At 40.6% G+C, this 22,537-nt stretch carries 24 protein-coding genes; 15 read left to right on the forward strand and 9 right to left on the reverse strand.

The window, feature by feature from the left end; translation table 11 throughout:
* The first annotated feature begins 11 nt into the window (after positions 1–11).
* Positions 12–665: a DUF1684 domain-containing protein gene (locus PP181_RS07135; protein WP_272636548.1), complete on the forward strand. Its 654-nt coding sequence runs from the start codon at positions 12–14 to the stop codon at positions 663–665.
* A 64-nt stretch (positions 666–729) separates the two neighbouring features.
* Here PP181_RS07135 and PP181_RS07140 read toward each other — a convergent pair whose 3' ends face one another.
* The 5 genes from PP181_RS07140 to PP181_RS07160 all read right to left on the reverse strand — a co-directional run bounded on the left by PP181_RS07140 (position 730) and on the right by PP181_RS07160 (position 4,564).
* Positions 730–1,776 carry an outer membrane beta-barrel protein gene (locus PP181_RS07140; RefSeq protein ID WP_272636550.1) on the reverse strand — a complete coding sequence of 349 codons (1,047 nt, stop codon included), beginning with the start codon at positions 1,774–1,776 and terminating at the stop codon, positions 730–732.
* Positions 1,777–1,891: 115 nt separating this feature from the next.
* A complete protein-coding gene (locus PP181_RS07145; RefSeq protein WP_138257512.1) occupies positions 1,892–3,130 on the reverse strand; it encodes an ammonium transporter in 1,239 nt (412 codons plus the stop codon).
* Positions 3,131–3,157: 27 nt separating this feature from the next.
* A complete protein-coding gene (locus PP181_RS07150) occupies positions 3,158–3,496 on the reverse strand; it encodes a P-II family nitrogen regulator (RefSeq protein ID WP_125220969.1) in 339 nt (112 codons plus the stop codon).
* A 292-nt stretch (positions 3,497–3,788) separates the two neighbouring features.
* Entirely contained in the window at positions 3,789–4,160 is a 372-nt protein-coding gene (gene crcB, locus PP181_RS07155; RefSeq protein ID WP_138257513.1) for a fluoride efflux transporter CrcB, read from the reverse strand.
* A 224-nt stretch (positions 4,161–4,384) separates the two neighbouring features.
* The gene (locus PP181_RS07160; protein WP_154916837.1) at positions 4,385–4,564 is read right to left on the reverse strand and encodes a hypothetical protein; all 180 of its coding nucleotides are present in this window, start codon (positions 4,562–4,564) and stop codon (positions 4,385–4,387) included.
* Between the two features lie 575 nt (positions 4,565–5,139).
* Here PP181_RS07160 and PP181_RS07170 point away from each other — a divergent pair.
* Entirely contained in the window at positions 5,140–5,526 is a 387-nt protein-coding gene (locus tag PP181_RS07170; RefSeq protein ID WP_154916835.1) for a nucleoside triphosphate pyrophosphohydrolase family protein, read from the forward strand.
* A 25-nt stretch (positions 5,527–5,551) separates the two neighbouring features.
* On the opposite strand, the gene PP181_RS07175 is transcribed toward PP181_RS07170, so the two are convergent.
* Complete coding sequence (locus PP181_RS07175; RefSeq protein WP_272636553.1) at positions 5,552–6,628, reverse strand: branched-chain amino acid aminotransferase; 1,077 nt, start codon at positions 6,626–6,628, stop codon at positions 5,552–5,554.
* 108 nt (positions 6,629–6,736) lie between these two features.
* Between PP181_RS07175 and PP181_RS07180 the strand changes: the two genes are divergently transcribed.
* The 10 genes from PP181_RS07180 (at position 6,737) to PP181_RS07225 (ending at position 16,616) form a co-directional block, all read left to right on the forward strand.
* Entirely contained in the window at positions 6,737–7,219 is a 483-nt protein-coding gene (locus PP181_RS07180; RefSeq protein ID WP_154916833.1) for a DUF4920 domain-containing protein, read from the forward strand.
* 2 nt (positions 7,220–7,221) lie between these two features.
* The gene (gene mnmD / locus PP181_RS07185) at positions 7,222–7,884 is read left to right on the forward strand and encodes a tRNA (5-methylaminomethyl-2-thiouridine)(34)-methyltransferase MnmD (protein WP_272636554.1); all 663 of its coding nucleotides are present in this window, start codon (positions 7,222–7,224) and stop codon (positions 7,882–7,884) included.
* Positions 7,885–7,987: 103 nt separating this feature from the next.
* A complete protein-coding gene (locus PP181_RS07190; protein WP_272636556.1) occupies positions 7,988–8,950 on the forward strand; it encodes a TIGR01777 family oxidoreductase in 963 nt (320 codons plus the stop codon).
* Between the two features lie 139 nt (positions 8,951–9,089).
* Positions 9,090–9,662, forward strand: a complete 573-nt coding sequence (locus PP181_RS07195) for a nucleotide exchange factor GrpE (protein ID WP_272636557.1) — start codon at positions 9,090–9,092, stop codon at positions 9,660–9,662.
* A 9-nt stretch (positions 9,663–9,671) separates the two neighbouring features.
* The gene (dnaJ, locus tag PP181_RS07200) at positions 9,672–10,790 is read left to right on the forward strand and encodes a molecular chaperone DnaJ (RefSeq protein WP_272636559.1); all 1,119 of its coding nucleotides are present in this window, start codon (positions 9,672–9,674) and stop codon (positions 10,788–10,790) included.
* 587 nt (positions 10,791–11,377) lie between these two features.
* Positions 11,378–12,310 carry an ABC transporter ATP-binding protein gene (locus PP181_RS07205; protein ID WP_154916828.1) on the forward strand — a complete coding sequence of 311 codons (933 nt, stop codon included), beginning with the start codon at positions 11,378–11,380 and terminating at the stop codon, positions 12,308–12,310.
* Complete coding sequence (locus PP181_RS07210) at positions 12,303–13,640, forward strand: ABC transporter permease (RefSeq protein ID WP_272636562.1); 1,338 nt, start codon at positions 12,303–12,305, stop codon at positions 13,638–13,640. The genes PP181_RS07205 and PP181_RS07210 overlap by 8 nt, the downstream gene beginning before the upstream one ends.
* A 2-nt stretch (positions 13,641–13,642) precedes the next feature.
* Entirely contained in the window at positions 13,643–14,569 is a 927-nt protein-coding gene (locus tag PP181_RS07215) for a mechanosensitive ion channel family protein (RefSeq protein ID WP_272636563.1), read from the forward strand.
* Positions 14,566–15,441, forward strand: coding sequence for a DUF6268 family outer membrane beta-barrel protein (locus PP181_RS07220; protein ID WP_272636565.1), 876 nt, complete (start codon positions 14,566–14,568; stop codon positions 15,439–15,441). The genes PP181_RS07215 and PP181_RS07220 overlap by 4 nt, the downstream gene beginning before the upstream one ends.
* An 11-nt stretch (positions 15,442–15,452) precedes the next feature.
* Positions 15,453–16,616, forward strand: coding sequence for a sigma-54-dependent transcriptional regulator (locus PP181_RS07225; RefSeq protein WP_154916824.1), 1,164 nt, complete (start codon positions 15,453–15,455; stop codon positions 16,614–16,616).
* A 160-nt stretch (positions 16,617–16,776) separates the two neighbouring features.
* Here the strand turns inward: PP181_RS07225 and PP181_RS07230 are convergent, their stop codons facing one another.
* Positions 16,777–17,475 carry a hypothetical protein gene (locus PP181_RS07230; RefSeq protein ID WP_154916823.1) on the reverse strand — a complete coding sequence of 233 codons (699 nt, stop codon included), beginning with the start codon at positions 17,473–17,475 and terminating at the stop codon, positions 16,777–16,779.
* Between the two features lie 194 nt (positions 17,476–17,669).
* On the opposite strand from PP181_RS07230, the gene PP181_RS07235 reads away from it, so the two are divergent.
* The 3 genes from PP181_RS07235 (at position 17,670) to PP181_RS07245 (ending at position 20,934) form a co-directional block, all read left to right on the forward strand.
* A complete protein-coding gene (locus PP181_RS07235) occupies positions 17,670–18,557 on the forward strand; it encodes a PPK2 family polyphosphate kinase (RefSeq protein ID WP_272636568.1) in 888 nt (295 codons plus the stop codon).
* Positions 18,523–19,926 (forward strand): M28 family peptidase, encoded by a 1,404-nt coding sequence (locus PP181_RS07240; protein ID WP_272636570.1) that lies wholly within the window; start codon positions 18,523–18,525, stop codon positions 19,924–19,926. Before PP181_RS07235 ends, PP181_RS07240 begins: the two co-directional genes overlap by 35 nt.
* 75 nt (positions 19,927–20,001) lie before the next feature.
* A complete protein-coding gene (locus tag PP181_RS07245) occupies positions 20,002–20,934 on the forward strand; it encodes a peptidylprolyl isomerase (protein WP_154916820.1) in 933 nt (310 codons plus the stop codon).
* 461 nt (positions 20,935–21,395) lie between these two features.
* Here the strand turns inward: PP181_RS07245 and PP181_RS07250 are convergent, their stop codons facing one another.
* Both PP181_RS07250 and PP181_RS07255 read right to left on the reverse strand, forming a co-directional pair.
* Positions 21,396–21,590 carry a cold-shock protein gene (locus PP181_RS07250; protein ID WP_138257532.1) on the reverse strand — a complete coding sequence of 65 codons (195 nt, stop codon included), beginning with the start codon at positions 21,588–21,590 and terminating at the stop codon, positions 21,396–21,398.
* Between the two features lie 127 nt (positions 21,591–21,717).
* On the reverse strand, positions 21,718–22,356 hold the full coding sequence (locus tag PP181_RS07255; RefSeq protein ID WP_272636571.1) for a peroxiredoxin: 639 nt from the start codon (positions 22,354–22,356) through the stop codon (positions 21,718–21,720).
* Between the last annotated feature and the right edge of the window lie 181 nt (positions 22,357–22,537).

Here is a 22,537-nt window from a genome sequence, read left to right on the forward strand (position 1 = left end):
AAAATAGAACGATGTATCGATTCACAGTTTTTAGTCTTTTGGCCATTTTTGTTGTGGTAGGATGCAAGGAAGCAAAGAAATATCACGATGAGAAGCCAAATTTGGTCGCTAAGGCGCCTACGGATAAGATTGCCGATATCTTGGCCCACCAACTAAAGTTGAATGAAGAATTCAGAGATCCTGAGGAGTCGCCGTTACCTGATAGGTTCCGAAAAGATTTCAATGGACTTGATTTTTTCGCACCGGATACCAATTATGTAATCGAGGCCGATTTTATTAGGATAACGGATGCCGTTCCCTTTTTGATGCCTACCACCACAGATAGAAAATCGGAGGAAGTGGTATACGGGAAAGTTAGGTTTATCCTCGATGGAAGAAATTTTGAATTGGAGGTCTACCAGAATCCAGAACTTATTAAAGAGAAAGGCTACGAAGATTACCTTTTTCTACCCTTTACGGATCTAACCAATGGGGAGGAGACGTATGGTGGGGGGCGTTACATGGATTTGAGGATTCCAAACGGAAATAGGATAACGATCGACTTTAATAAAGCCTATAATCCCTATTGTGTTTACAATAAAAAATATTCCTGTCCTTTGGTTCCTGCGGTAAATCATTTGGATACAAGAATATTGGCGGGTGTTAAAGATTTTGATAAAAAATAAAACCCGGTGTATTCACCGGGTTTCTCAACTTAAACAAAAATCAATTAGTCCTTAATTTTTTGGCTTAGAATGAGTAGATAGCTGCAATGGCAAAAGAGGATAAGCTGTTAGTTGTACCTCCATTGCTATCGAAGAAAGGTTCGTTATCCTTACCAAAACTATCCAAACGAATTTCTGGTTTAATTATTAAATTTTCTTTGCTATAACTTCCGGTTAAGGTAAGGGCTGTAACAGGAACATCATCAAAACCTTCTTGGGTATATGCAAAATATTCACCTCGTAAGCCTATGGCAAAACTATCCGAGGTAGTAAGTTGTGGATAAATAGCGGCTCCATAGAACCCGCTATTTGTTTGTGAATTGTCATTATATGCAGCATTGATTCCAAAGAAAAAGTTATCGGAAAGATCAAAACCTCCGGTATAGTCAATTTCAAAACCAAGACCTCCAGCTACATCACTACCACCATCGTAATAAAGATTTATATACTGACCATAAATACCTAATTGACCTCCTACGGCATAAACACCTGAAGCACTTATATCATTGGTATCCCAAGGATTGGTAATGGCAAGCATTAAACTTACATCATCCGAAAAGGCGAAATCAGCCTTAGCACCAAGGTGTGAAAAGGGACCGTTTGAGAACAAGTATGACACACTATAATTGAAGTTTGCCGCAGGAGCAATAACTTCATAACCTACCCAAGTATTGAAACGACCAATGGTTAAGGTAGTTTTATCAGAAACATTCCAATAAGCATAAGCTTGGTTTATGATTCCATTTAAAACATCATTATTGAAAGTGGCCTCTGTACCTCTAGGTCCAAAAACCAAGTCCACGACGACACCTGTTTTTCCCATGTCATAGGTCCCAATTAAATTGGCCATTCCCAAAGCAAATCCAGTTTGGTTCGCAAAAGATGTTGGTGTAGCGGTGGTTGCATCACCACCATCTTTAAAAGTAGTTCTGTAATATGCATCAATAGAACCGCTCAAAGTGAATTTTGAACCACTTTCCTCTTCCTGTGCCGTTAAGGTAACTGCTGAAAACAGCGCCAATGTTGACAAAAAGATATTTTTTACGAATTTTGTATTTATAATCTGTTTCATATGTTTAAATTTTCAATCCCTCTGGGATTATTTTTTAAGTGATTACTTGTAAATAAATGTGAAAAGGTTATGTAACGGAGCGTTTGGCAGAACGCTCCGTTTTTAGTTCAAATTATTAGTGTTGGTTCATTCTAAAGTCGGCATAAGCATCCATTCCATGCTCATGGATATCCAGACCTTCCAATTCTTCATCCCTTGAAACCCTAAGGCCAAGTGTAGTTTTAAGCACTCCAAGAATGATACCTGCAGATACTACACAGAAGGCTCCTATGATCAATACGCCATATAATTGTGTCAATAACTGATCGATTCCTGCCTTGCTTCCAAAAATACCCACGGCCAAGGTTCCCCAAATACCACAGATCAAGTGTACTGCAATAGCGCCAACGGGGTCATCCAATTTTAATTTATCGATCAGGGCAACACCAAAAACGATTAGGATTCCGGCAAGTACCCCAATGATTACGGCCTCGTTGGGCGACATTAAATCGGCACCGGCCGTAATGCCTACCAAACCGCCTAGAATACCATTAAGGAACATGGTAAGGTCCAAGTTTTTGTAGAGGATGGTTGAAGTAATCATGGCGCCAAAACCACCGGCAGCGGCAGCCAAACTTGTGGTTACCAAAACCAAGGAAGTCAATTCAGGGTCTGCTGAAAGTACGGATCCACCGTTGAAACCAAACCATCCTAACCAAAGGATCAATACACCCGCTGTTGCCATTGGTATGTTGTGACCTGGAATTGCGTTCGGTTTGCCATCCTTGCCAAATTTTCCTATTCGTGCACCCAATAGGGTAACCGCTACCAAGGCTGCCCATCCACCTACGGAATGGACCAAAGTAGATCCTGCAAAGTCATAGAATCCCCAGGAATCCAAGAATCCGCCACCCCATTTCCAAGCACCTACGATGGGGTAAACCAAACCTACATAAACAATCGTAAAAATCATGAAGGAACCAATTTTGATACGTTCGGCAACGGCTCCGGATACGATTGTAGCAGCTGTGGCAGCAAACATGCCTTGAAAAAGAAAATCCGTCCACCAAGTGTAACCACCATCCGCATAATCAGGGGTCATACCACCTTCCGGGGCGGCAATTCCAAATCCTGCGAATTTTAGGAATCCTGCATCCCCATCCTCAAAACCGGGATACATTAAATTAAAACCAAAGGCATAATACAAGAGCAACCCTCCGGTGATGATAAATATGTTTTTGAATAAAATATTGATTGTGTTTTTTTGTCTGGTTAGACCTATTTCCAAAAAGGCAAAACCTGTATGCATGAAGAACACCAATGCGGTGGCCAACATCATCCATACGTTATTCGCTGTAAATAATCCTGCGTCCATTTTTTTAAGTTTTAGTTAGTTGTTTTTTTAGTTGATACCCGCTTGACCGCTTTCCTTTGTCCTGATTCTGTAGGCTTCGATGACATCGGAGACAAAGATTTTACCATCCCCAACATTGCCTGAGTAAGCTGTTTCCAATATAGTGTTCACTGTTTTTTGCGCAAATTCATCGGATACTACAATGGTTAGATATCTCCTTTGTATATCTGTGGTGCTATAGGAAATACCACGATATACATGCCCTTGTTTTTCATTACCAACTCCCGTTACATCCCAGTAACTAAAGAAATTGACCTCAATTTGATGTAAAGCCTCTTTGACTTCATCAAACTTGGATTTTCTGATAATTGCCTCGATTTTTTTCATTGTACTGATTGTTTTAGATGGACCAAATGTATGTTAAAATTATTAACACCCTATATTTTGAAGGGGTAATGGTCCTATTTTTATGTTTATAATAAATAACCCCCCTAAAAATTATAGGTATATATATTTGCGAGGTGATATTTTGTCAATTTGCCCGTCAAAATTTGCTGTGGATAGGTGTAAATTGAAAATAATGCAGAAAATCAGCTCTTTTTGACTTGAATTGTTTGAAAAACAATTAAAATGTCAAAAAAATGTTGAGATTTTAGAATAATTGGGGATACCGTTACAATTATAACAGTTTGCAGACATAAAGGCCTGCCGCTACGGCTAGTATACCTATTAGTATGCTCAAGGCTAGATAGGCCGACATATAAAAAATGGAATGTTCCTTTAACAGTATATGGCTTTCGAGGGCAAAGGTGGAAAATGTTGTAAAGCCACCACAAAAGCCGGTCGCCAATAATAACATATGACTTTCGGAAAGGAAATTGTTCTTTACGGATATGCCAATCAGTATACCTATTATAAAGCAACCGAGAATATTCACTAAAAAGGTCCCTAGGTAAAAATTGGGATAATATACATTTAAGGATTTGGAAATTATATAGCGAAGAAAGCTACCAAAACCACCGCCTAGAAATATCAGTAAAAACTGTTTCATGCAGTTAAAAATAATGCAAAAGTTGGAAAATAAAGCATTTTCTTGCCTGATGTGCTTGAATTACCAAGACGAATCCCTACATGAAAATCAAAGTAATACGGTTTGGTTCAAATGACCTATCAGTATTGCCTGACTTTGTTAAAGAAAGGGTGATTCGACAATGAAAATCTTGATTGGAGTCAAAAATATGAATGTTTCATTGTTCATACCTACAAAAAATAAAACTAAACCGCTTTTTTGTAGTTGGAAGTAATTAGGTCAATTGGATAGATTACGGATTGGTTGTCTTCTGAAACCATTCTTGTAGGTCTTTTCGACTTTTTACTTGCATTTTGCAAGCTGGCTATGACCATGGCCACATTGAGTCCTATAAGTACCACCAAAATTGTAAAGAATGTCATCATAATGTTTGCCCCTTATAGATGAATAACGCAAAATTACGTTATTTGGTATATAAAACGTGAAAATCAGGGCTTTTGTTGTCAAAACGTTAATTTTTGTGGTGTACGTAAAATTTACGTTAATTCTTAAGTAAATACTTAATACAGAAAAGTATAATTATGAATATTATAAAGAATATTCCCACCCATTTTACACCTTTGTAATTTTTTTGATGCAGTTTTAGGTCCTTCTTGTACATCAGTATGATAATTATAAAGAATGTAACTGCAAAAAGAGCTGCAAATACAATTTGTCCCGTGCTAAACATAATTTCTATTTTTAGGCAAAACTAAAGTAAAACTCAAGAACTCTGATCAGTGGCCATTAAACTTGGTGAAAATGTTTTCGGGTGATAAACCCAATAAATGGAAAACCTTTGAATTTGATAAATTTGGGCAGATTCTCCTAAAATAAAATATCGACCGATGGAACATCCGTGACCGTTTTCTGGAACACATCGGAATAGTTACAAGGATCTTCCATGCCAGTACTGATAAAAGCCGAAGTTTGATGGTTGAAAAACAATTAAAATAAACACATGAAAAGTAAGATCAACGCCGTACAATTGTTCCATGAGTCTTTTGGACTGGGTGTCTCTCAAGAAATGCGTGCCAATTTGGGCCAAACAAAAAACCAACTCCGTTTCAACTTAATGGACGAGGAGAATAAGGAATATTTGGAAGCCGCCACAAACAATGACCTTGTCGAGGTGGCCGATGCCCTTGGGGACATGCTGTATATTCTTTGCGGAACCATTTTGGAACATGGAATGCAGCACAAGATTGAGGAGGTATTTAACGAAATCCAGCGCAGTAACATGAGCAAGCTGGGGGAGGACGGTAAACCTATTTACCGGGAAGACGGTAAGGTGCTAAAAGGTCCCAACTATTTTAAACCGGACATCGCCTCAATTCTGGACAAATAAAAAAGGGCTTTTGAGCCCTTTTTTGTTAGATGTTGACTTTGTAGCGCCATCCATATTTGTCTTCGGATTTATTGTACTGTATGTCCGTAATCAATTTTTTCAATTTGGTGGCATAACTGTTTTCCAGTTCCGGAAGGTCATAATCCGTTCCTTTGTAGCCAAAGGCGGCAATGGGTGAAATTACGGCGGCCGTACCCGCCCCGAACATTTCCTTCAAGGAGCCGTCCTTGGCGGCATTGACCACTTCGGTAACGGTAATTTTCCGTACTTCGGTGGGAATATTGTTATCCTTAGCAATTTCCAAAATACTTTTTCTGGTGATGCCGTCCAAGATTCTATCGCTCGTTGGCCCCGTTATCAAGGTGTCGTTAATGCGAACAAAAATGTTCATGGCTCCGGCCTCCTCAATAAACTCGTGTTCCGTATCGTCCGTCCAAATAACCTGATTGTACCCTTTTTCAATGGCCAATTGGGTAGGGTAGAACTGTCCCGCGTAATTTCCTCCGGCCTTGGCAAATCCCACGCCACCATTGGCGGAACGTGAATAGGTCTGTTCTATCAATACCTTAACTTTTCCGGAAAAGTACGATCCCGAGGGAGCGCAGGCAATGATGAATTTATATTCATCCGCAGGAGAGGCATGAAACCCGTTACCCGATGCGAACATAAATGGCCTTATATAAAGGGACGAACCTTCCTGGGTTGGAATGAAGTCGCTATCCAGCTGTAACAAAGTGGTCAGGCCTTCCATGAAAATATCTTCGGGCAATTCTGGTATGGCAAGCCGTTTCGCCGAAATGTTAAGCCGTTTTTGGTTCTCCAAGGGTCTAAAAAGAAATATATCGCCCTTGTCATCCTTATAGGCTTTCATACCTTCAAAAATTGCCTGTCCATAGTGGAACACCTTTGCCGAGGGGTCCAATGCAATGGATTGATAGGGCATGATTTTAGGTGCCTGCCAAGCTCCGTTCCTGTAATCACATACCAACATATGATCCGTGTATACGGACCCGAACTTTAAATTGTCAAAATCGACTTGGTCTATTTTAGAGATCTTTGCCTTCTCAATACTAATAGTTACGTTTTTAGTTTCTACGCTCATTCCAAAATATGCTTTAGTAGGTTAAAATTAATCAAATATCCGCATGGCAACTTCTTTTTTAGCCTAAAAATGAGCAGTTTTGCAGCAGGATATTAATTTTTAAACATTATGAAAGGTTTTAACATTTTGCTTGTGTTTTTATTGATGGGTTTTTGCGTCTTTGCTCAGGAAAAAACATCAAAATCAGATAAGGCGAACGTTTTTGGGGCGTGGGTCGATGAAACGAACGTGGGAACCTCCAATGAAATGATGTCGCTTTATAACGGGTTAAGTGCCAATGATACGCTGACTACCAAGTTTGTGGGGAAGGTAAAGGAAGTGTGCCAGGCAAAGGGTTGTTGGATGAAGGTTGAGCTTTCCAATGGGAACGAGGCCATGGTACGATTTAAGGATTATGGTTTTTTTGTGCCAAGGCATATCGCCGGAAAGAATGTTGTAGTCGATGGACTTGCGTTTGTAGAAGAAATGAGCGTGGAAGACCAAAAACACTATGCAAAGGATGCCGGTGCCAACGAAGAGGAACTCTCCAAGATTACTACGCCCAAAAAAACCTATGGATTTGAGGCCAGTGGTGTACTTATCAAAAACTAGTATTGGAAAGGGAAATTGTTGTAACGGGCGATGGTTCAAAGACCATCCAAATAAAGGATTGGAACGAACAGTATCATTCCAAGCATGGGGCCATACAGGAGGCGTATCATGTCTTTATAAAGAACGGTCTGGAATTATTTGAAAACCAAGGGCTTTCAATTTTGGAAATAGGCTTCGGGACGGGACTCAATGCTTTTATCACGCTCCTTGAAGCTCCCAATAGAGAACTAAGGGTGCGTTATACGGGAGTGGAGGCCTATCCTGTTTTGAAAACCGAAATCGGTCAATTGAATTATGTAGAGGAGCTGGCGGCAATGGAAAACAGGGAGGAATTTGAAAAATTGCACAGTTGTACTTGGGAAGAGAACACTTTTATAACGCCTAATTTTTCGCTGCTGAAATCCCAAAAGGATTTTAAGGAAATCCAAAATTCCGCAGAATTCGATTTGATCTATTTTGATGCCTTTGGGGCTCGGGTTCAACCAGAACTTTGGACAGTGGAAATTTTTCAAAAAATGTTCAGAGCCCTTAAAAATAAGGGTGTACTAGTAACCTATGCTGCAAAAGGCAGCGTTAGACGAGCCATGCAGGAAGTAGGTTTTCAGGTGGAGCGTCTTCCAGGACCTCCGGGAAAAAGGGAAATGCTTAGGGCGAGAAAGTTGTGATTAGGAGAGGTCGTACAGTTAATTTGTCTTAAAAACCAACCTTCTTTGTTAAATCGAAATTAAAGCGACCATCGGCCTTTGGGGAAAACAATATCTTTGAAATATGAAGGTATTAATAACAGGAGCGACAGGATTGGTTGGAACGGAATTGGTATCTCAATGTCATGCCAAAGGTTATGATGTACACTACTTGACCACAAGCAAGGACAAAATGGAATCTGCTTCCAACCTGAAAGGTTTTTATTGGAATCCCGGCAACGGTGAAATCGATATTCGATGTTTTAACGGCGTATCGGCCATCATTAATTTGGCCGGTGCGAGCATTTCTAAAAGATGGACTCCTAGTTACAAAAAAATAATTCTCAACAGCCGGATAGATTCCCTTGCCACGCTGTACAAGGCACTCGAAAAACTTCCGGATCATAGCATATCCGCGTTGATAACGGCTTCTGCCATAGGTATTTATCCAAATTCACTCTCCAATTATTATGAGGAAAGCGAGCCTCTAGTAGACGATAGTTTTCTTGGGGAAGTCGTAGCTGCCTGGGAAGAAAAGGCCAATGAATTTAAAAATCTAGGCTTGCTGGTTTCTAAGGTCAGGATAGGTTTGGTGTTGTCAGTTAAAGGGGGCGCCTTGCCCCAAATGGCGAAACCGGTCAAATATTATGTGGGTGCTGCCTTTGGTACCGGACAACAATGGCAATCTTGGATTCACCTATCGGACTTGGGAAGAATTTTTCTCTTTGTCATGGAAACTGAATTGGAAGGAACTTTTAATGGGGTATCACCAAATCCGGTTACGAACACTCGATTGGTAAAGGAGATTGCCCAAGTTTTGAATCGGCCTTTGTTTTTACCCAACATACCTGAATTTGTGATGAAGGCCATGCTTGGCGAGATGAGTTATATTCTTTTTGCGAGTCAACGGGTGAGTAGTAAAAAAATAGAGGAAGAAGGGTTTATTTTCGAATATCAGAATATATGTTCCGCATTGGAAAATATCAATGGGGAAAAGGAGTCCAACTCCAAGATATCCAATGATATATCCAAAGAATATGCGTCATAAACGGCATACTGCAACCATACATAAAATTCAAATCCGCTTTTGGCGGATTTTTTTATAAAGTTTGGTGACATTTTGACATTTTTAAAGATTTGGCAGTACTTTTGCCGACTCAAATCCAGAGATTAAACAAGAATTGAACATGAGCAAGAAAAATAAGACCGAACATATAGAAGACGATCAGCCCCAAGAGCAAGTGCTGGAGCAAGAAATGGAAAATAAGGAGGTTCAGTCAGAGGAAGTATCCGAAGAGACAGTGGAAATGACCGAAGAAGATCGTCTAAAAGATGAACTGGGAAAGGAAAAGGACAAGTTTTTGAGGCTTTTTGCTGAATTCGAGAATTATAAGAGAAGAACTTCAAAAGAACGAATGGAGCTCTTTAAAACGGCAGGACAGGAAGTAATCGTTTCACTTTTGCCTGTGATGGATGATTTTGACAGGGCCTTGAAGGAGCTTTCAAAATCTGAAGATACGGAAATGTTCAAGGGCGTGGAACTTATAAAGGTAAAGTTCAGGGAAACCTTGAAATCCAAAGGTCTGCAGGAAGTTGAAGTTGCCGTGGGCGATACTTTTGATGCAGAAATTCATGAGGCCATTACCCAAATACCGGCACCTGAAGAGGCCATGAAGGGAAAAATCATCGATGTTATTGAAAAAGGCTTTAAGCTGGGCGATAGAATTATACGGCATCCAAAAGTTGTTGTTGGAAACTAATTGAATAGTATGAAGGAAGATTATTATGATATACTTGGTGTGAGCAAAAGTGCCTCCGCTGCTGAAATTAAAAAGGCGTACCGGAAAAAGGCACTGCAATACCATCCTGATAAAAATCCTGGGGATGCCAAGGCGGAGGAAATGTTCAAGAAGTCGGCCGAAGCCTATGAGGTATTGAGCGACCCCAATAAAAAGGCTAAATACGACCAATTTGGTCACGCGGCCTTTGAAGGCGGTGGCTTTGGAGGTGGCGGTATGAACATGGACGACATCTTCAGCCAATTTGGGGATATTTTTGGCAGTGCCTTTGGTGGTGGCGGCTTTAGCGGCTTTAGCGGTTTTGGTGGTGGTGGCCAGCGAAGGGTGAAAGGCAGCAACCTACGTATACGGGTTAAGCTTACCTTGGAGGAAGTAGCAAATGGTGTAGAGAAGAAAGTCAAGGTCAGAAGAAAGGTACAAGCTGAAGGCGTCACCTATAAAACATGTTCAACCTGTAATGGTCGCGGACAGGTCACAAAAATCCAAAATACCATATTGGGAAGGATGCAGACGGCCGCTACCTGCAGTACCTGTGGTGGAAGTGGACAGATTTTGGATGGAAAACTAGGAGATGCGGATGCACAGGGATTGAAAATATCTGAAGAGACCGTATCCATTAATATTCCGGCCGGTGTGGAAGAAGGAATGCAATTAAAGGTTCCGGGGAAAGGAAATGACGCACCAGGAAACGGTATTCCCGGGGATTTGTTAGTGGCCATAGAAACACAGGAGCACGAGACCTTGAAGCGCGAAGGCGATAATCTGCATTACGACCTTTACATTAGTATAGTCGATGCCATTTTGGGTACTTCCAAGGAAATAGATGCCGTTGGCGGTAAAGTACGGATTAAATTGGAACCTGGAATACAGTCCGGAAAAATCCTAAGATTGCGTGGAAAGGGTATCTCCAGTCTTAACGGTTATGGTAGTGGGGACCTTTTGGTACACGTGAACGTTTGGACCCCAAAAGAATTGAATAAGGAGCAGCGGGAGTTCTTTGAACGTATGCAGGGCAATGAGAACTTTGAACCGAAACCAGAGAAATCGGACAAGTCGTTCTTTGAAAAAGTCAAGGATATGTTCTCTTAATCGTCAAAATATTTGCTGTTTAAATAAAAAACGTATGCTTGAAACAATATTGGGAGACCAATATTAATTTTCTTTTTCATAGCAATTTTTTTCCCATCCTTGATTCTATTGAGGGTGGGTTTTGTTTTTAGGGCTATTTGAAGTGCTGGTTACAGAAAATTTTCAGAAATACAAGTAGGGGAAAATGACTGGACATAGTCTAGAGAACAATTGTGAGATATAGACTAATGGTCATTGTGCAAGCCATCCAAAAAGATAAAATCAATGAATATTTTTTAAAAGGAAAACATGATTTGGCATGGAAGAACATTTGATTTTTTAACCCGGAATATGCAATAGGAAATCGTCGTGAAGGTAAAAAGCGCAATAAAATAAAGTGGTCTGGAAATTTTGGCATAGCACCGCTATGGTGAAATTGAAAATAAAGCGTAGTGTTTTATTTTGAAGTGATTTTTAGCTGTAACAGCTTTTCTAAGGTATAATCTGGGTTTAATAGATATAAACAATGCAGCCCCAATACTAGTATTAAAAATCCATCATTTGGTACCACATGAAAACAATTCAATATCTTTGAACAAATTGCTTGCATGAATCATATTTTGGTCGCAAATAAGGTCTCCAAAAGGTATGGCGACCATACTGCTTTGCAAAATGTTTCCATAGAAATTCCCAAAAACAGTATTTATGGCCTGCTGGGTCCCAATGGGGCAGGCAAGACTACCTTGATACGCATTATCAATCAGATAACCTATCCAGACCAGGGTGAGGTATTATTTGAGGGAGAACCATTAAGAAGCGAACATATTGCCCAAATAGGATATTTGCCGGAGGAGCGTGGGCTCTATAAGAGCATGAAAGTAGGGGAGCAGGCGCTGTATTTGGCCCAGCTAAAAGGGTTGTCCAAAAACGACGCAAAACAGCGGTTAAAATATTGGTTTGACAGGCTGGATATTGGCAACTGGTGGAACAAGAAAATCCAGGAACTTTCCAAAGGAATGGCACAAAAGATACAGTTTATAGTAACCGTACTCCATGAGCCCAAACTATTGATTTTTGATGAACCCTTTAGCGGATTCGACCCCATAAACGCCAATATTATAAAGGACGAAATCCTTCAGTTGAAGGAAAACGGGACATCGATTATTTTTTCCACCCATAGAATGGAATCCGTTGAGGAACTATGTGAACATATTGCGCTGATCCATAGATCAGAGAAAATTTTGGACGGTAAATTATCCGATATCAAACAGGCGTTCAAAAAGAATATTTTCAAAGTGGCAGTCGATACAAATGCTCCATATGGATTATTGGACCAATTGAAAAATAGTTTTACCATATTGGATTCGGCTACCTCGCAAGGGCAACTGGATTTTTCGGTACAACTGGTAAACGGAACCTCCAATGAGTTGTTGAATTTTTTAGGAACACAGGGTACCATAAAAAGTTTCACGGAAACGATTCCGTCCGCTAACGAGATATTCATTAGAACCGTAGCAAAACAAGGTGTTATAGATGAGTAAGCTTTCATTGATAATAAAAAGGGAATACTTCGCAAAGGTTAGGAACAAGTCCTTTGTGATCATGACGTTCCTGAGCCCTTTTTTAATGGTGGGAATGATTGTACTTATCGCATATCTTACAAAGCTCAATGACAACGAAAAAAGAATAATCGCGGTACTGAACGAAAGCGATTTTTTTGCCAATGAGTTTATAACCTCGGAAAGTACATCCTTTGTAAAGTTTAGGGATATCACTTTGCAGGAGGCAAAGGACTCCACCTTGAACATGGGGTATTATGGATTGGTGTATCTGCCTAATGAATCCGACCTGGAAAAAGTGAGCCAGCGTTCGTTTTTTTACAGTAAGGATGCACCTAGCACCAACACCCTAGAGCGATTGGAGCGTATTTTCAAGGAGCGCCTCAAACAGGAAAGACTAAGGGAATTTGGTATTTCGGCCAGTGAATATGCGGAAATGGACAGTACGTATGAACTGAACATCTCAACCTTTGATGGGGAACACAACCTAAAGGGGATCAACGAGATAAAGGCTATAATAGGTGGGGGTTTTGGTTATTTGATTATGATGTTCATTATAATCTACGGTGGCTTTGTTATGCGCAGTGTCATAGAGGAGAAGACGAGTCGGATTATTGAGGTTATCATTTCTTCGGTAAAACCATTTCAGTTGATGCTCGGCAAAATTATTGGGACCTCTTTGGCGGGTATAACACAATTTGGTATTTGGATTGTATCAGGGGGTGTTTTGTTGATAGTGTCCATGGCCATATTTAATATTGACCCGGCCGATCTTTCCAGTGGCGGGTCTGGACCTGGAATGGGCGCTGCCCAAAATCCCATCATGGCCTCCGCAGATTCTGATATGATATTATACGCCCAAGAGATTATGGACATACCCTGGGTTCTTTTGGTCTTCTTTTTTCTGATTTATTTTATTTTGGGTTATTTGATCTATAGTTCCATTTATGCGGCCATAGGAGCCGCGGTGGACAATGAAACCGATACCCAACAGTTTATTTTTCCAATAATCCTGCCTTTGATGTTGGCTATTTATGTCGGCTTCTTTTCGGTTTTTAGTAATCCTCATGGACCCATTGCCGTTGGTTTTTCGTTATTTCCGCTGACTTCGCCCATAGTCATGTTAATGCGGCTGCCGGGAGGCATCGGGGAAGGAGGGGTTCCCATTTGGCAGTTGGTATCGTCCATTTTGATATTAATATTTACCTTTATTGGTATCGTTTGGCTGGCCGCCAAAATATACAGGGTAGGAATCCTTATGTACGGAAAAAAGCCCAGTTATAAAGAATTGCTTAAATGGCTTAAATATTGATAATGGCCCAAGAGGAAAAAGAAAAAATTAAGGAGATTATTGAAGAGGATATCTGGGGTTCCATAAAGGAATTTCTGGACCTTGGGTTTCATTATACCTCCGGGGATAAATCAATTCACGTTACTGTTGGTCTACTGCTATTGTTGACAGTAGCATTTTTGGTTACCAGTTTTGTATTGCAATGGGTCCGTAAGTTTTTCACCAGAAAAATGGAGACCGATGATAAGCTGAAGTTTATCAGTATTTTCAAATTTATAAAGTATGTCGTTTATATCGTGGTGATATTGTTTACCATGAGCGCCGCAGGAATAGACATTACCATACTTATAACAGCCTCTGCAGCCTTGTTTGTTGGTTTGGGACTTGCTTTGCAAGAACTCTTTCAGGATATCATTGGGGGAATTTTTATTATTGTGGATAAATCGCTTAGGGTAGGTGATATTATAGAGGTGGATGGAAAAGTAGGTAAGGTTTTTGAGATAAAACTGCGAACCACTAGGGCCATTACAAGGGACGATAAAATCATCATCATTCCCAACCACCATTTTATTAGTGATATCGTTTTCAACTATACCCAAAACCACAAGACGACAAGGGAAAGTGTAAAAGTTGGCGTTGCCTACGGTAGCGATGTCCAATTGGTCACTAGTATTTTGGAGGGCCTGGTAAAGGAGCAAAGAGGTGTACTTAAAAGTCCAAAACCCTTCGTTATTTTTGAGGATTTTGGGGATTCAGCCTTGCTTTTTTCCCTTAACTTTTTCATCAGCGATAGTTTTTCAGATCCACGGACAAAAAGTGAATTGCGCTACAAAATAGATGCGGCATTTAGAAAGAATAACGTGACCATACCCTTTCCTCAAAGGGATGTACATATTTTTCAGCAAACCCCTTTTCAACATAGTAATGTCCAACCAGATAGTAAGGAATGATGGGCAAAAATAAGTGGGCCCTATTTTTAGGAATCATGGTACATTTGACATTTTGGAGTCAGACACCAGATGTATTTCGGGCGGAGTATATGCTAATGCCGGAGAACAGCGGCGGTGTGGAGACGGCCAGGGTCAAATTATTGGCGAACGTTCCAATTCCGGTACGAAATAAAAAGGATTTTATCGTTTTGGGAAGCGAGTACAATCGGTATAATTTTGAAGTGCCGGACACCCTATTTCCAAATGCCGGGGACTTAAGAAAACTACATGTCTTTGATTTGAATTTCGCCTATGTCTACAAAGTATCGGAAGAATGGCGCATGGTTGGTGTGGTCACCCCCAGGTGGTCCTCCAATTTTGTGGAAGAGCTGCAGGAGGACGATTTCAACATAAACTATACGGTAGGGGCCTATCAGGATAAAAAAAATATAGAAAAACCGTTCCGTTTGGTTTTGGGGGTTTCCTATAATTCCAACTCGCCAGTGCAGATACCTTTGCCTGTATTATATTATGAGAAACGTTTTCACCCCAGTTGGTCCTATGTTTTGGGAGTGCCAAAAACGGGTATGAAATATTTTACGCCCAAGGGCCATTTTTTTCAGACAGAACTGTTCGTTGATGGCTATTATGTGAATATCCAGAACAATATTCTGTTATCAAATAATATTTTGTCTACGGACGTTTCCTATACAGCACTATTATTGACATTGGGTTACCAGTATAAGATAACCAAGGATATGTCCGTTTACTTGGTTGGAGGGTATTCACTTTTTCAAAATGGAGCCCTTAGGGATAGCGATAGAAAGGATATTTTTACGCTGAACGATGATGCCGGATTGTATTTTAGGACCGGATTTAGAATAGGAATTTAAAAATTAGTAGTATGTCAAGGATTTTAGTGATTGAAGATGAAGCGGCCATTAGAAGGGTATTGGTAAAAATACTCTCCGAAGAAAGTGATAGTTATATGGTAGAGGAGGCCGAAGACGGTTTAAAAGGATTGGAAACCATTAAAAACAATGACTACGACCTAGTACTTTGCGACATTAAGATGCCAAAAATGGACGGTGTTGAAGTCCTGGAGGCCGCCCGAAAAATAAAACCAGAAATTCCATTTATAATGATTTCCGGTCATGGGGATTTGGATACGGCCGTGAATACGATGCGCCTAGGGGCCTTCGATTATATTTCAAAACCCCCCGATTTAAACAGATTGTTGACCACCGTTAGAAATGCCTTGGATAGAAAGGATTTGGTTGCCGAAAATAAGATTCTAAAGAAAAAAGTCAGCAAAAACTATGAGATGGTAGGGGAGAGCCAAGAGATTTCCGCTATTAAGGAAATAATAGAAAAAGTGGCCCCGACCGATGCACGCGTGCTTATTACCGGCTCCAATGGAACGGGCAAGGAACTTGTGGCACACTGGCTACACGAAAAAAGTAGCAGGAGCAAGGCGCCGTTTATTGAGGTGAACTGTGCCGCTATCCCATCTGAATTGATAGAGAGCGAACTTTTTGGCCATGTTAAAGGGGCATTTACCTCTGCCGTAAAGGATCGGGCGGGGAAATTCGAGGCTGCGAACAAAGGAACCATATTTCTTGATGAAATTGGGGACATGAGCCTTTCCGCACAGGCAAAGGTTCTTAGGGTCTTGCAGGAAAATAAGATTTCTAGGGTAGGAACGGATAAGGATATCAAAGTGGACGTAAGGGTCCTGGCGGCCACCAACAAAAATCTACAAAAGGAAATTGAGGAAGGAAAGTTTCGGGAGGACCTTTACCACAGGCTAGCGGTTATTTTAATCAAAGTGCCTAGCCTAAATGATAGAAGGGAGGATATTCCCTTGTTGATTGAGCATTTTTCTCAAAAAATTACGGACGAGCAAGGTATGTCGCCCAAGACTTTTTCCAAAAAAGCCATCGAACTTCTAAAGGCCTATGATTGGACCGGAAATATCCGTGAACTACGGAACGTTGTAGAAAGGCTAATTATTCTGGGGGGTGCCGAAGTTTCGGAAGAAGATGTGAAACTTTTTGCCAGTAAATAATCCAACTAGTTCGAATCACGGATTACGCTACTTTTTGTGTTCGGTTTTTTAGTGTTTGGAGCTCCTATATTGCCAATATTAAGTATCTTATTGGGTTGTTTTCACATAAATTTAGGTTTCACAGCAGTGCGAAATCCAAGTTTTTAGGTAATGGAAGGTTTTACCTTCCATAGCAATCGCGAAGCTTCTCCAAAGCATTTACAGTAATTTCCTTAGTTCTAAGGTAATAGTACTTTTTACCTTCGGTCAGGTTTTCCATCAATAACTGGTTTTCACATTGCTCGATGATGTTTTGCGCAAAACTACTGGCCTCCTTGCAGTTGACCGTTTCCACTACAGTATTAATCGATTTTCGGTATTTTTCCAGGGACTGGTCAATTTCCTTATAAATAGGACTAATGGACTGTTCCGTATCTGCATTGATCTGGTTGTCCTGAGAATTTTGGGATTGTGTCTTTGCCAAGGTTTCCCGCTTTTGTTCTATATGGTACTCATGTTCTGAAAGGGCATTCAATCCTTTCATGATGCTCTCTAAAGACACTAATAGTAGATCCTTGGCTTTGAACAGTTCTTCTTGTTTTGTTGCCAGTTTTAGGTTTTCAACACCTTTCGCCAAATCTTTTTGGGCGTGTTCGCAACCACAGTTGGATAGTTTTTTATCGGTTTTTTGAATGGCACTTATGGCCTTATAAACATGGTACTTTACAAGATTTATATCTGAGATTTCCAATGCCTTTTCCGTTTGCGTTTTGGCAAATTCGATATTGGCTCCGGCATACTCACATTCCCTAAGATTACCAAAGGAATTAAAGGAAATAAAGCATACTACAAGTATGAGGATTGTGTAGGTTTTGTTCATTCGATTAAGTTTGGTCGTAAAATTTGGGACTTTTACAAAGTTAAAGGTACATCGGGAGGCTGTCAAAAGCATTATTTTTTCGATAGGAGAGCTAAGTTGTTCGTTCAATAGTCCATTGGTTCAGTTTTTAGGTAGAACAGGCATTTTTTTTAAAACCGATTCCCACTTCACCGATTAATATTCTATATTTCGGCATGGATTATATAAATACTGAAAAATACAGGGTACATGAAAGTATCCAAATTTCAAAAGTTCCCAGTTTTGAGGACTTTGGAAAAACCGATAAGCAATTAAAAAAAGATCTTAGTAAGGTCAGGAGGGAATTGGGCGAATTTCAGGACATCCTTTATGCCCATAACAAATATAGTGTCCTTATTTGTCTTCAAGGAATGGACACCGCTGGAAAGGATAGTTTGGTAAGGGAAGTGTTCAAGGATTTCAATGTAAGGGGCGTACAGGTACATAGTTTTAAGGTTCCCACAGAATTGGAGTTGGATCATAATTATTTATGGCGACATTATTTGGTATTGCCGGCCAAAGGAAAATTCGGGGTATTCAATAGGACACATTATGAAAATGTACTTGTTACCAGGGTCCATCCGGAATATATACTCAATGAACGTATTCCTGGTATCCACAATGTTGATGATATCGACCAAAAGTTTTGGGACAAAAGGTTTGAGCAGATTAATAATTTTGAACGCCATCTACACGAAAACGGCACAATCATCTTCAAGTTCTTTTTACACCTCTCCAAAGAGGAACAGCGTCAGCGATTGTTGCGAAGATTGGCACTTAGAGAGAAACATTGGAAGTTTTCCCCGGGGGACCTTAAGGAACGTAAATTATGGGACAAGTACCAATTTTGTTACGAAGAGGCCATAAACAATACCACTAAAGAGCACGCACCTTGGTATACGATACCTGCGGACAGCAAAAAGGCCGCTAGGGTGATCGTAGCCAGTATTTTGCTGGAAAGGTTAAAAAAATACAAAGATATCAAGGAGCCCACACTGGAAGCTGAAATAATGGCTAATTTAGACGATTATGAAAACCAACTTCGCAGTGAAAGGAACAATTAAGTTAGGTGTTCTTTGCCTATTTTTTGTACAGATTGGATGGTCACAAAATTCGGACCAACAACAATTAAAAAACATCTACGATGCCGCTTTGACCAAGGGGAAATCCTACGATTGGCTGAATTATCTTTCCAATCAAATCGGTGGGCGGCTGTCCGGTTCCATCCAGGCCCAACAGGCTGTCAATTATACAAAGCAAGAACTGGATTCAATGGGATTGGACAGGGTTTGGTTACAGCCTGTCATGGTGCCAAAATGGGTGCGGGGAATACCGGAGTTCGCCTATTTTGAAACGTCTCCGGGGGTTACAACGAACGTTCCCCTTACCGCACTGGGCGGATCGGTGGCAACTCCGCCAAGTGGCGTTAAGTCGGAAATTGTTGAAGTAAAGGGCCTTGAAGAATTGGCGGTTTTGGGAGCGTCTAAGATCAAAGGCAAGATTGTTTTTTATAATCGTCCCATGGATCCCACATTGATAAACACCTTCGCAGCGTATTCCGGGTGTGTGGACCAACGCTATGCGGGCGCCTTGGAAGCAGCTAAATATGGGGCAATAGGTATTATAGTCAGATCCATGAACCTTAGATTGGATGATTACCCTCATACAGGCTCCATGAGCTATGGCGATTTGCCTGAGGACAAAAGAATACCAGCGGCCGCCATTAGTACGAATGCGGCCGAATTGTTGAGCGCCACGTTACAATTGGACCCCAAGACCAAATTTTTCTTCAAACAGAACTGTAAACTGTTCCCAGATGTGGAGTCCTACAATGTCATAGGTGAAATAAAAGGAAGCACCCATCCGGATGAAATTATTGTGGTAGGGGGACATTTGGATTCTTGGGATTTGGGCGACGGTTCGCACGACGACGGCGCCGGTTGCGTACAAAGCATGGAAGTTCTTCAGCTATTTAAGCAGATAGGGTATAAACCAAAACGGACAATCCGTGTCGTGCTGTTCATGAACGAGGAAAATGGCCTACGTGGAGGAAACGAATATGCAAAGGTAGCGATGGAAAAGAACGAAAATCACATTTTTGGTTTGGAGAGCGATGCCGGAGGATTTACCCCAAGGGGCTTTTCCTTTGATGGTCCCGACTCCAGTTTTGAAAAAATCATGGGCTGGAAGGACCTCTTTGAGCCCTATTTGGTCCATTTGTTTGAAAAGGGCGGAAGCGGGGCGGATATTGGCCCCTTGAAAAATGAACGAATAACACTTGCAGGCCTTAGACCCGATTCCCAACGATATTTCGATTACCACCACGCGGAAAACGATACGTTTGAACAAGTCAACAAACGGGAACTGGAGCTTGGTGCCGCCACCATGGCAAGTTTGGTTTATCTCGTTGATACCCATGGTCTCAATCCCTAATGGAAAGTTGGATTAGGGACCTAGGCTCCAATATATACTTTTAACTACCTTTGCACCTCATTAAAAACTAGTAAAATGGAAGACGGATTATACGCAAAATTCAATACCACAAAAGGTGAAATATTGGTAAAGTTGACCTATGACAAAACACCAGGTACCGTAGGGAATTTTGTAGCCTTGGCCGAAGGTAAGAAGAAAAACAAGGTGAAAGATTTGGGCGAACCTTACTATGATGGTTTAAAATTCCATAGGGTAATCCCAGATTTTATGATTCAGGGTGGGTGCCCTTTGGGAACCGGAACCGGTGATGCCGGATATAAGTTCGATGACGAGTTCCATCCAGAATTGAAACATAGTGGCCCAGGAGTACTTTCCATGGCCAATGCCGGACCCGGCACCAATGGCAGCCAATTCTTTATAACACATGTTCCAACGCCGTGGTTGGATGGCAAACATACCGTTTTTGGTTATGTTGCCAGTGGACAGGAAGTAGTGGATGCCATTTCACAAGGGGATACCATGGATTCCGTGGAGATTGTAAGAGTAGGAGAAAAGGCAAAGGCATGGAATGCCGTGGAGGCATTTGAAAAATTTGAAACTACAAAAGTGGAGCGTCTGGCAGCTGCAAAAGCCGCCCAAAAGGCTGCATTGGACAAAATTGCCGCTGGCTTTGATGAAACCGACTCCGGTTTGAGGTACAAGTTGATACAAAATGGAGACGGGCCAAAGGCTGAAAAAGGGAAGAAGGTATCCGTACATTATGAAGGGGCTTTGGTAGACGGGCAAGTGTTCGATTCATCGTACAAGAGAAATTCGCCCATAGATTTTCAATTGGGAGTAGGTCAGGTAATCCCAGGTTGGGATGAAGGTATCGGCTTACTGCGTGTTGGTGACAAGGCTCGTTTTGTTATACCATCGGACTTGGCCTATGGAAGTGCCGGTGCAGGGGGGGTCATACCTCCGGATGCAACCTTGATTTTTGATGTGGAGTTGATGAAGGTCGGATAAATTAAAAATCGGACTAAAAACAAAAAACACCTCGGAACCTCCGGGGTGTTCTTATTTTGTCCTTAGATAATTTGATATCAGCAAAATAGCATTGATCAATATTAAAAGAAATATTATTGCCAGAAATGTTTTCATTTAAAATTAGGGGTCAAAAGTTCAACAAATAGTATTCATTATCAATTGAATAACAATTTGCGATTTCAAAACCCTACGTAAAAATCAGGGAATTTTAATTTTTTTTCCTTCGCAGGCTAGTTGCCAACATGGCAATATTTACAAAAATCAAAACGAGAAGAACTCCAAGAAAAGTATTCATAGGTCAGTTTTTAAAGTGGGGAAACTGAGATGCTTTATCTATAGACTCAAAAATGTAGAATGGTTGCGTGTTTATATCAAAAAAAAATAAAAGCCCGAACAAATGGTTCGGGCTTTTTAGAACTATAAAAAAGATAATTTGTAACCTAGTCAATAACTTTCACATTAACGGCATTCAATCCTTTTTTACCTTGTTGTAGTTCAAATTCTACAACATCACCTTCACGAACTTCATCGATTAAGCCAGAAATGTGTACAAAATGATCTGTGTTTGAACCATCTTCAGTGATGAAACCATAACCTTTGGAATCGTTGAAGAATTTTACTGTTCCTTTACTCATAATAGAAAAATTAATTTAATTAAAGCGCGAAGATAGCGTTTAATTATTTATCAGATAGCTTTTTACCAAGTTATCTTATCATTATCTTTTTTTAACTTCTAAGTCAAGGTCACATAATTTAGGATAATTATGTCGTTGGGTCTGGAGTCATCCTTAGGTAGGGTTTGATTTCTTCCACCCCTTTGGCGAACATTCCTTTGGCCTCTTCGGTAGGAATTGCCGGACTCACCACCACGTCATTCCCATGTTCCCAATTGGCAGGTGTTGCTACTTTATGGTAGGCTGTAAGTTGTAAAGAGTCGATGACTCGCAACAATTCATAAAAATTTCTTCCCGTTGATGCCGGATAGGTCAAGGTAAGTTTAACGGTCTTGTCCGGAGCTATAATAAATACGGACCGTACTGTAAGATTATTGTCGGCATTAGGGTGTATCATATCATAGAGTGTTGAAACTTTTTTGTCCTCGTCCGCTATAATCGGAAAATTGACCGTTGTATTTTGAACCTCATTGATATCCTTTATCCACTCGTTATGGGAAGCGGCCCCATCCACACTTAACGCTAGCATTTTTACGTTGCGTTTATCGAACTCAGGTTTAAAATTTGCTGCAGTACCCAATTCAGTGGTACATACAGGTGTAAAATCTGCAGGATGTGAAAAAAGGATTCCCCAACTATCCCCTAAATAGTCATAAAGGTTTATAGTTCCCATGGAACTATCTGCTGTAAAATCAGGTGCTTTGTCACCTAAACGTATTGCTGCCATTTTATATCATTTTTAATTACTCTATAAAATTACTAGATTAATAATGGTTGAGTAGGGATTTATGGTTAAAACTCTATTAAATTTTTGTTGTACGAGATAGATGGAAAATTTACTGCCTCCTTTTACAAAGAAGGCGTGGGAAGGGCGTTCAAATCAGAACTACATTTTTTGAGAATTTTTA

The organism is Maribacter sp. PR66 (assembly GCF_028464205.1).
GTDB classification, from domain to species: Bacteria; Bacteroidota; Bacteroidia; order Flavobacteriales; family Flavobacteriaceae; genus Maribacter; species Maribacter flavus.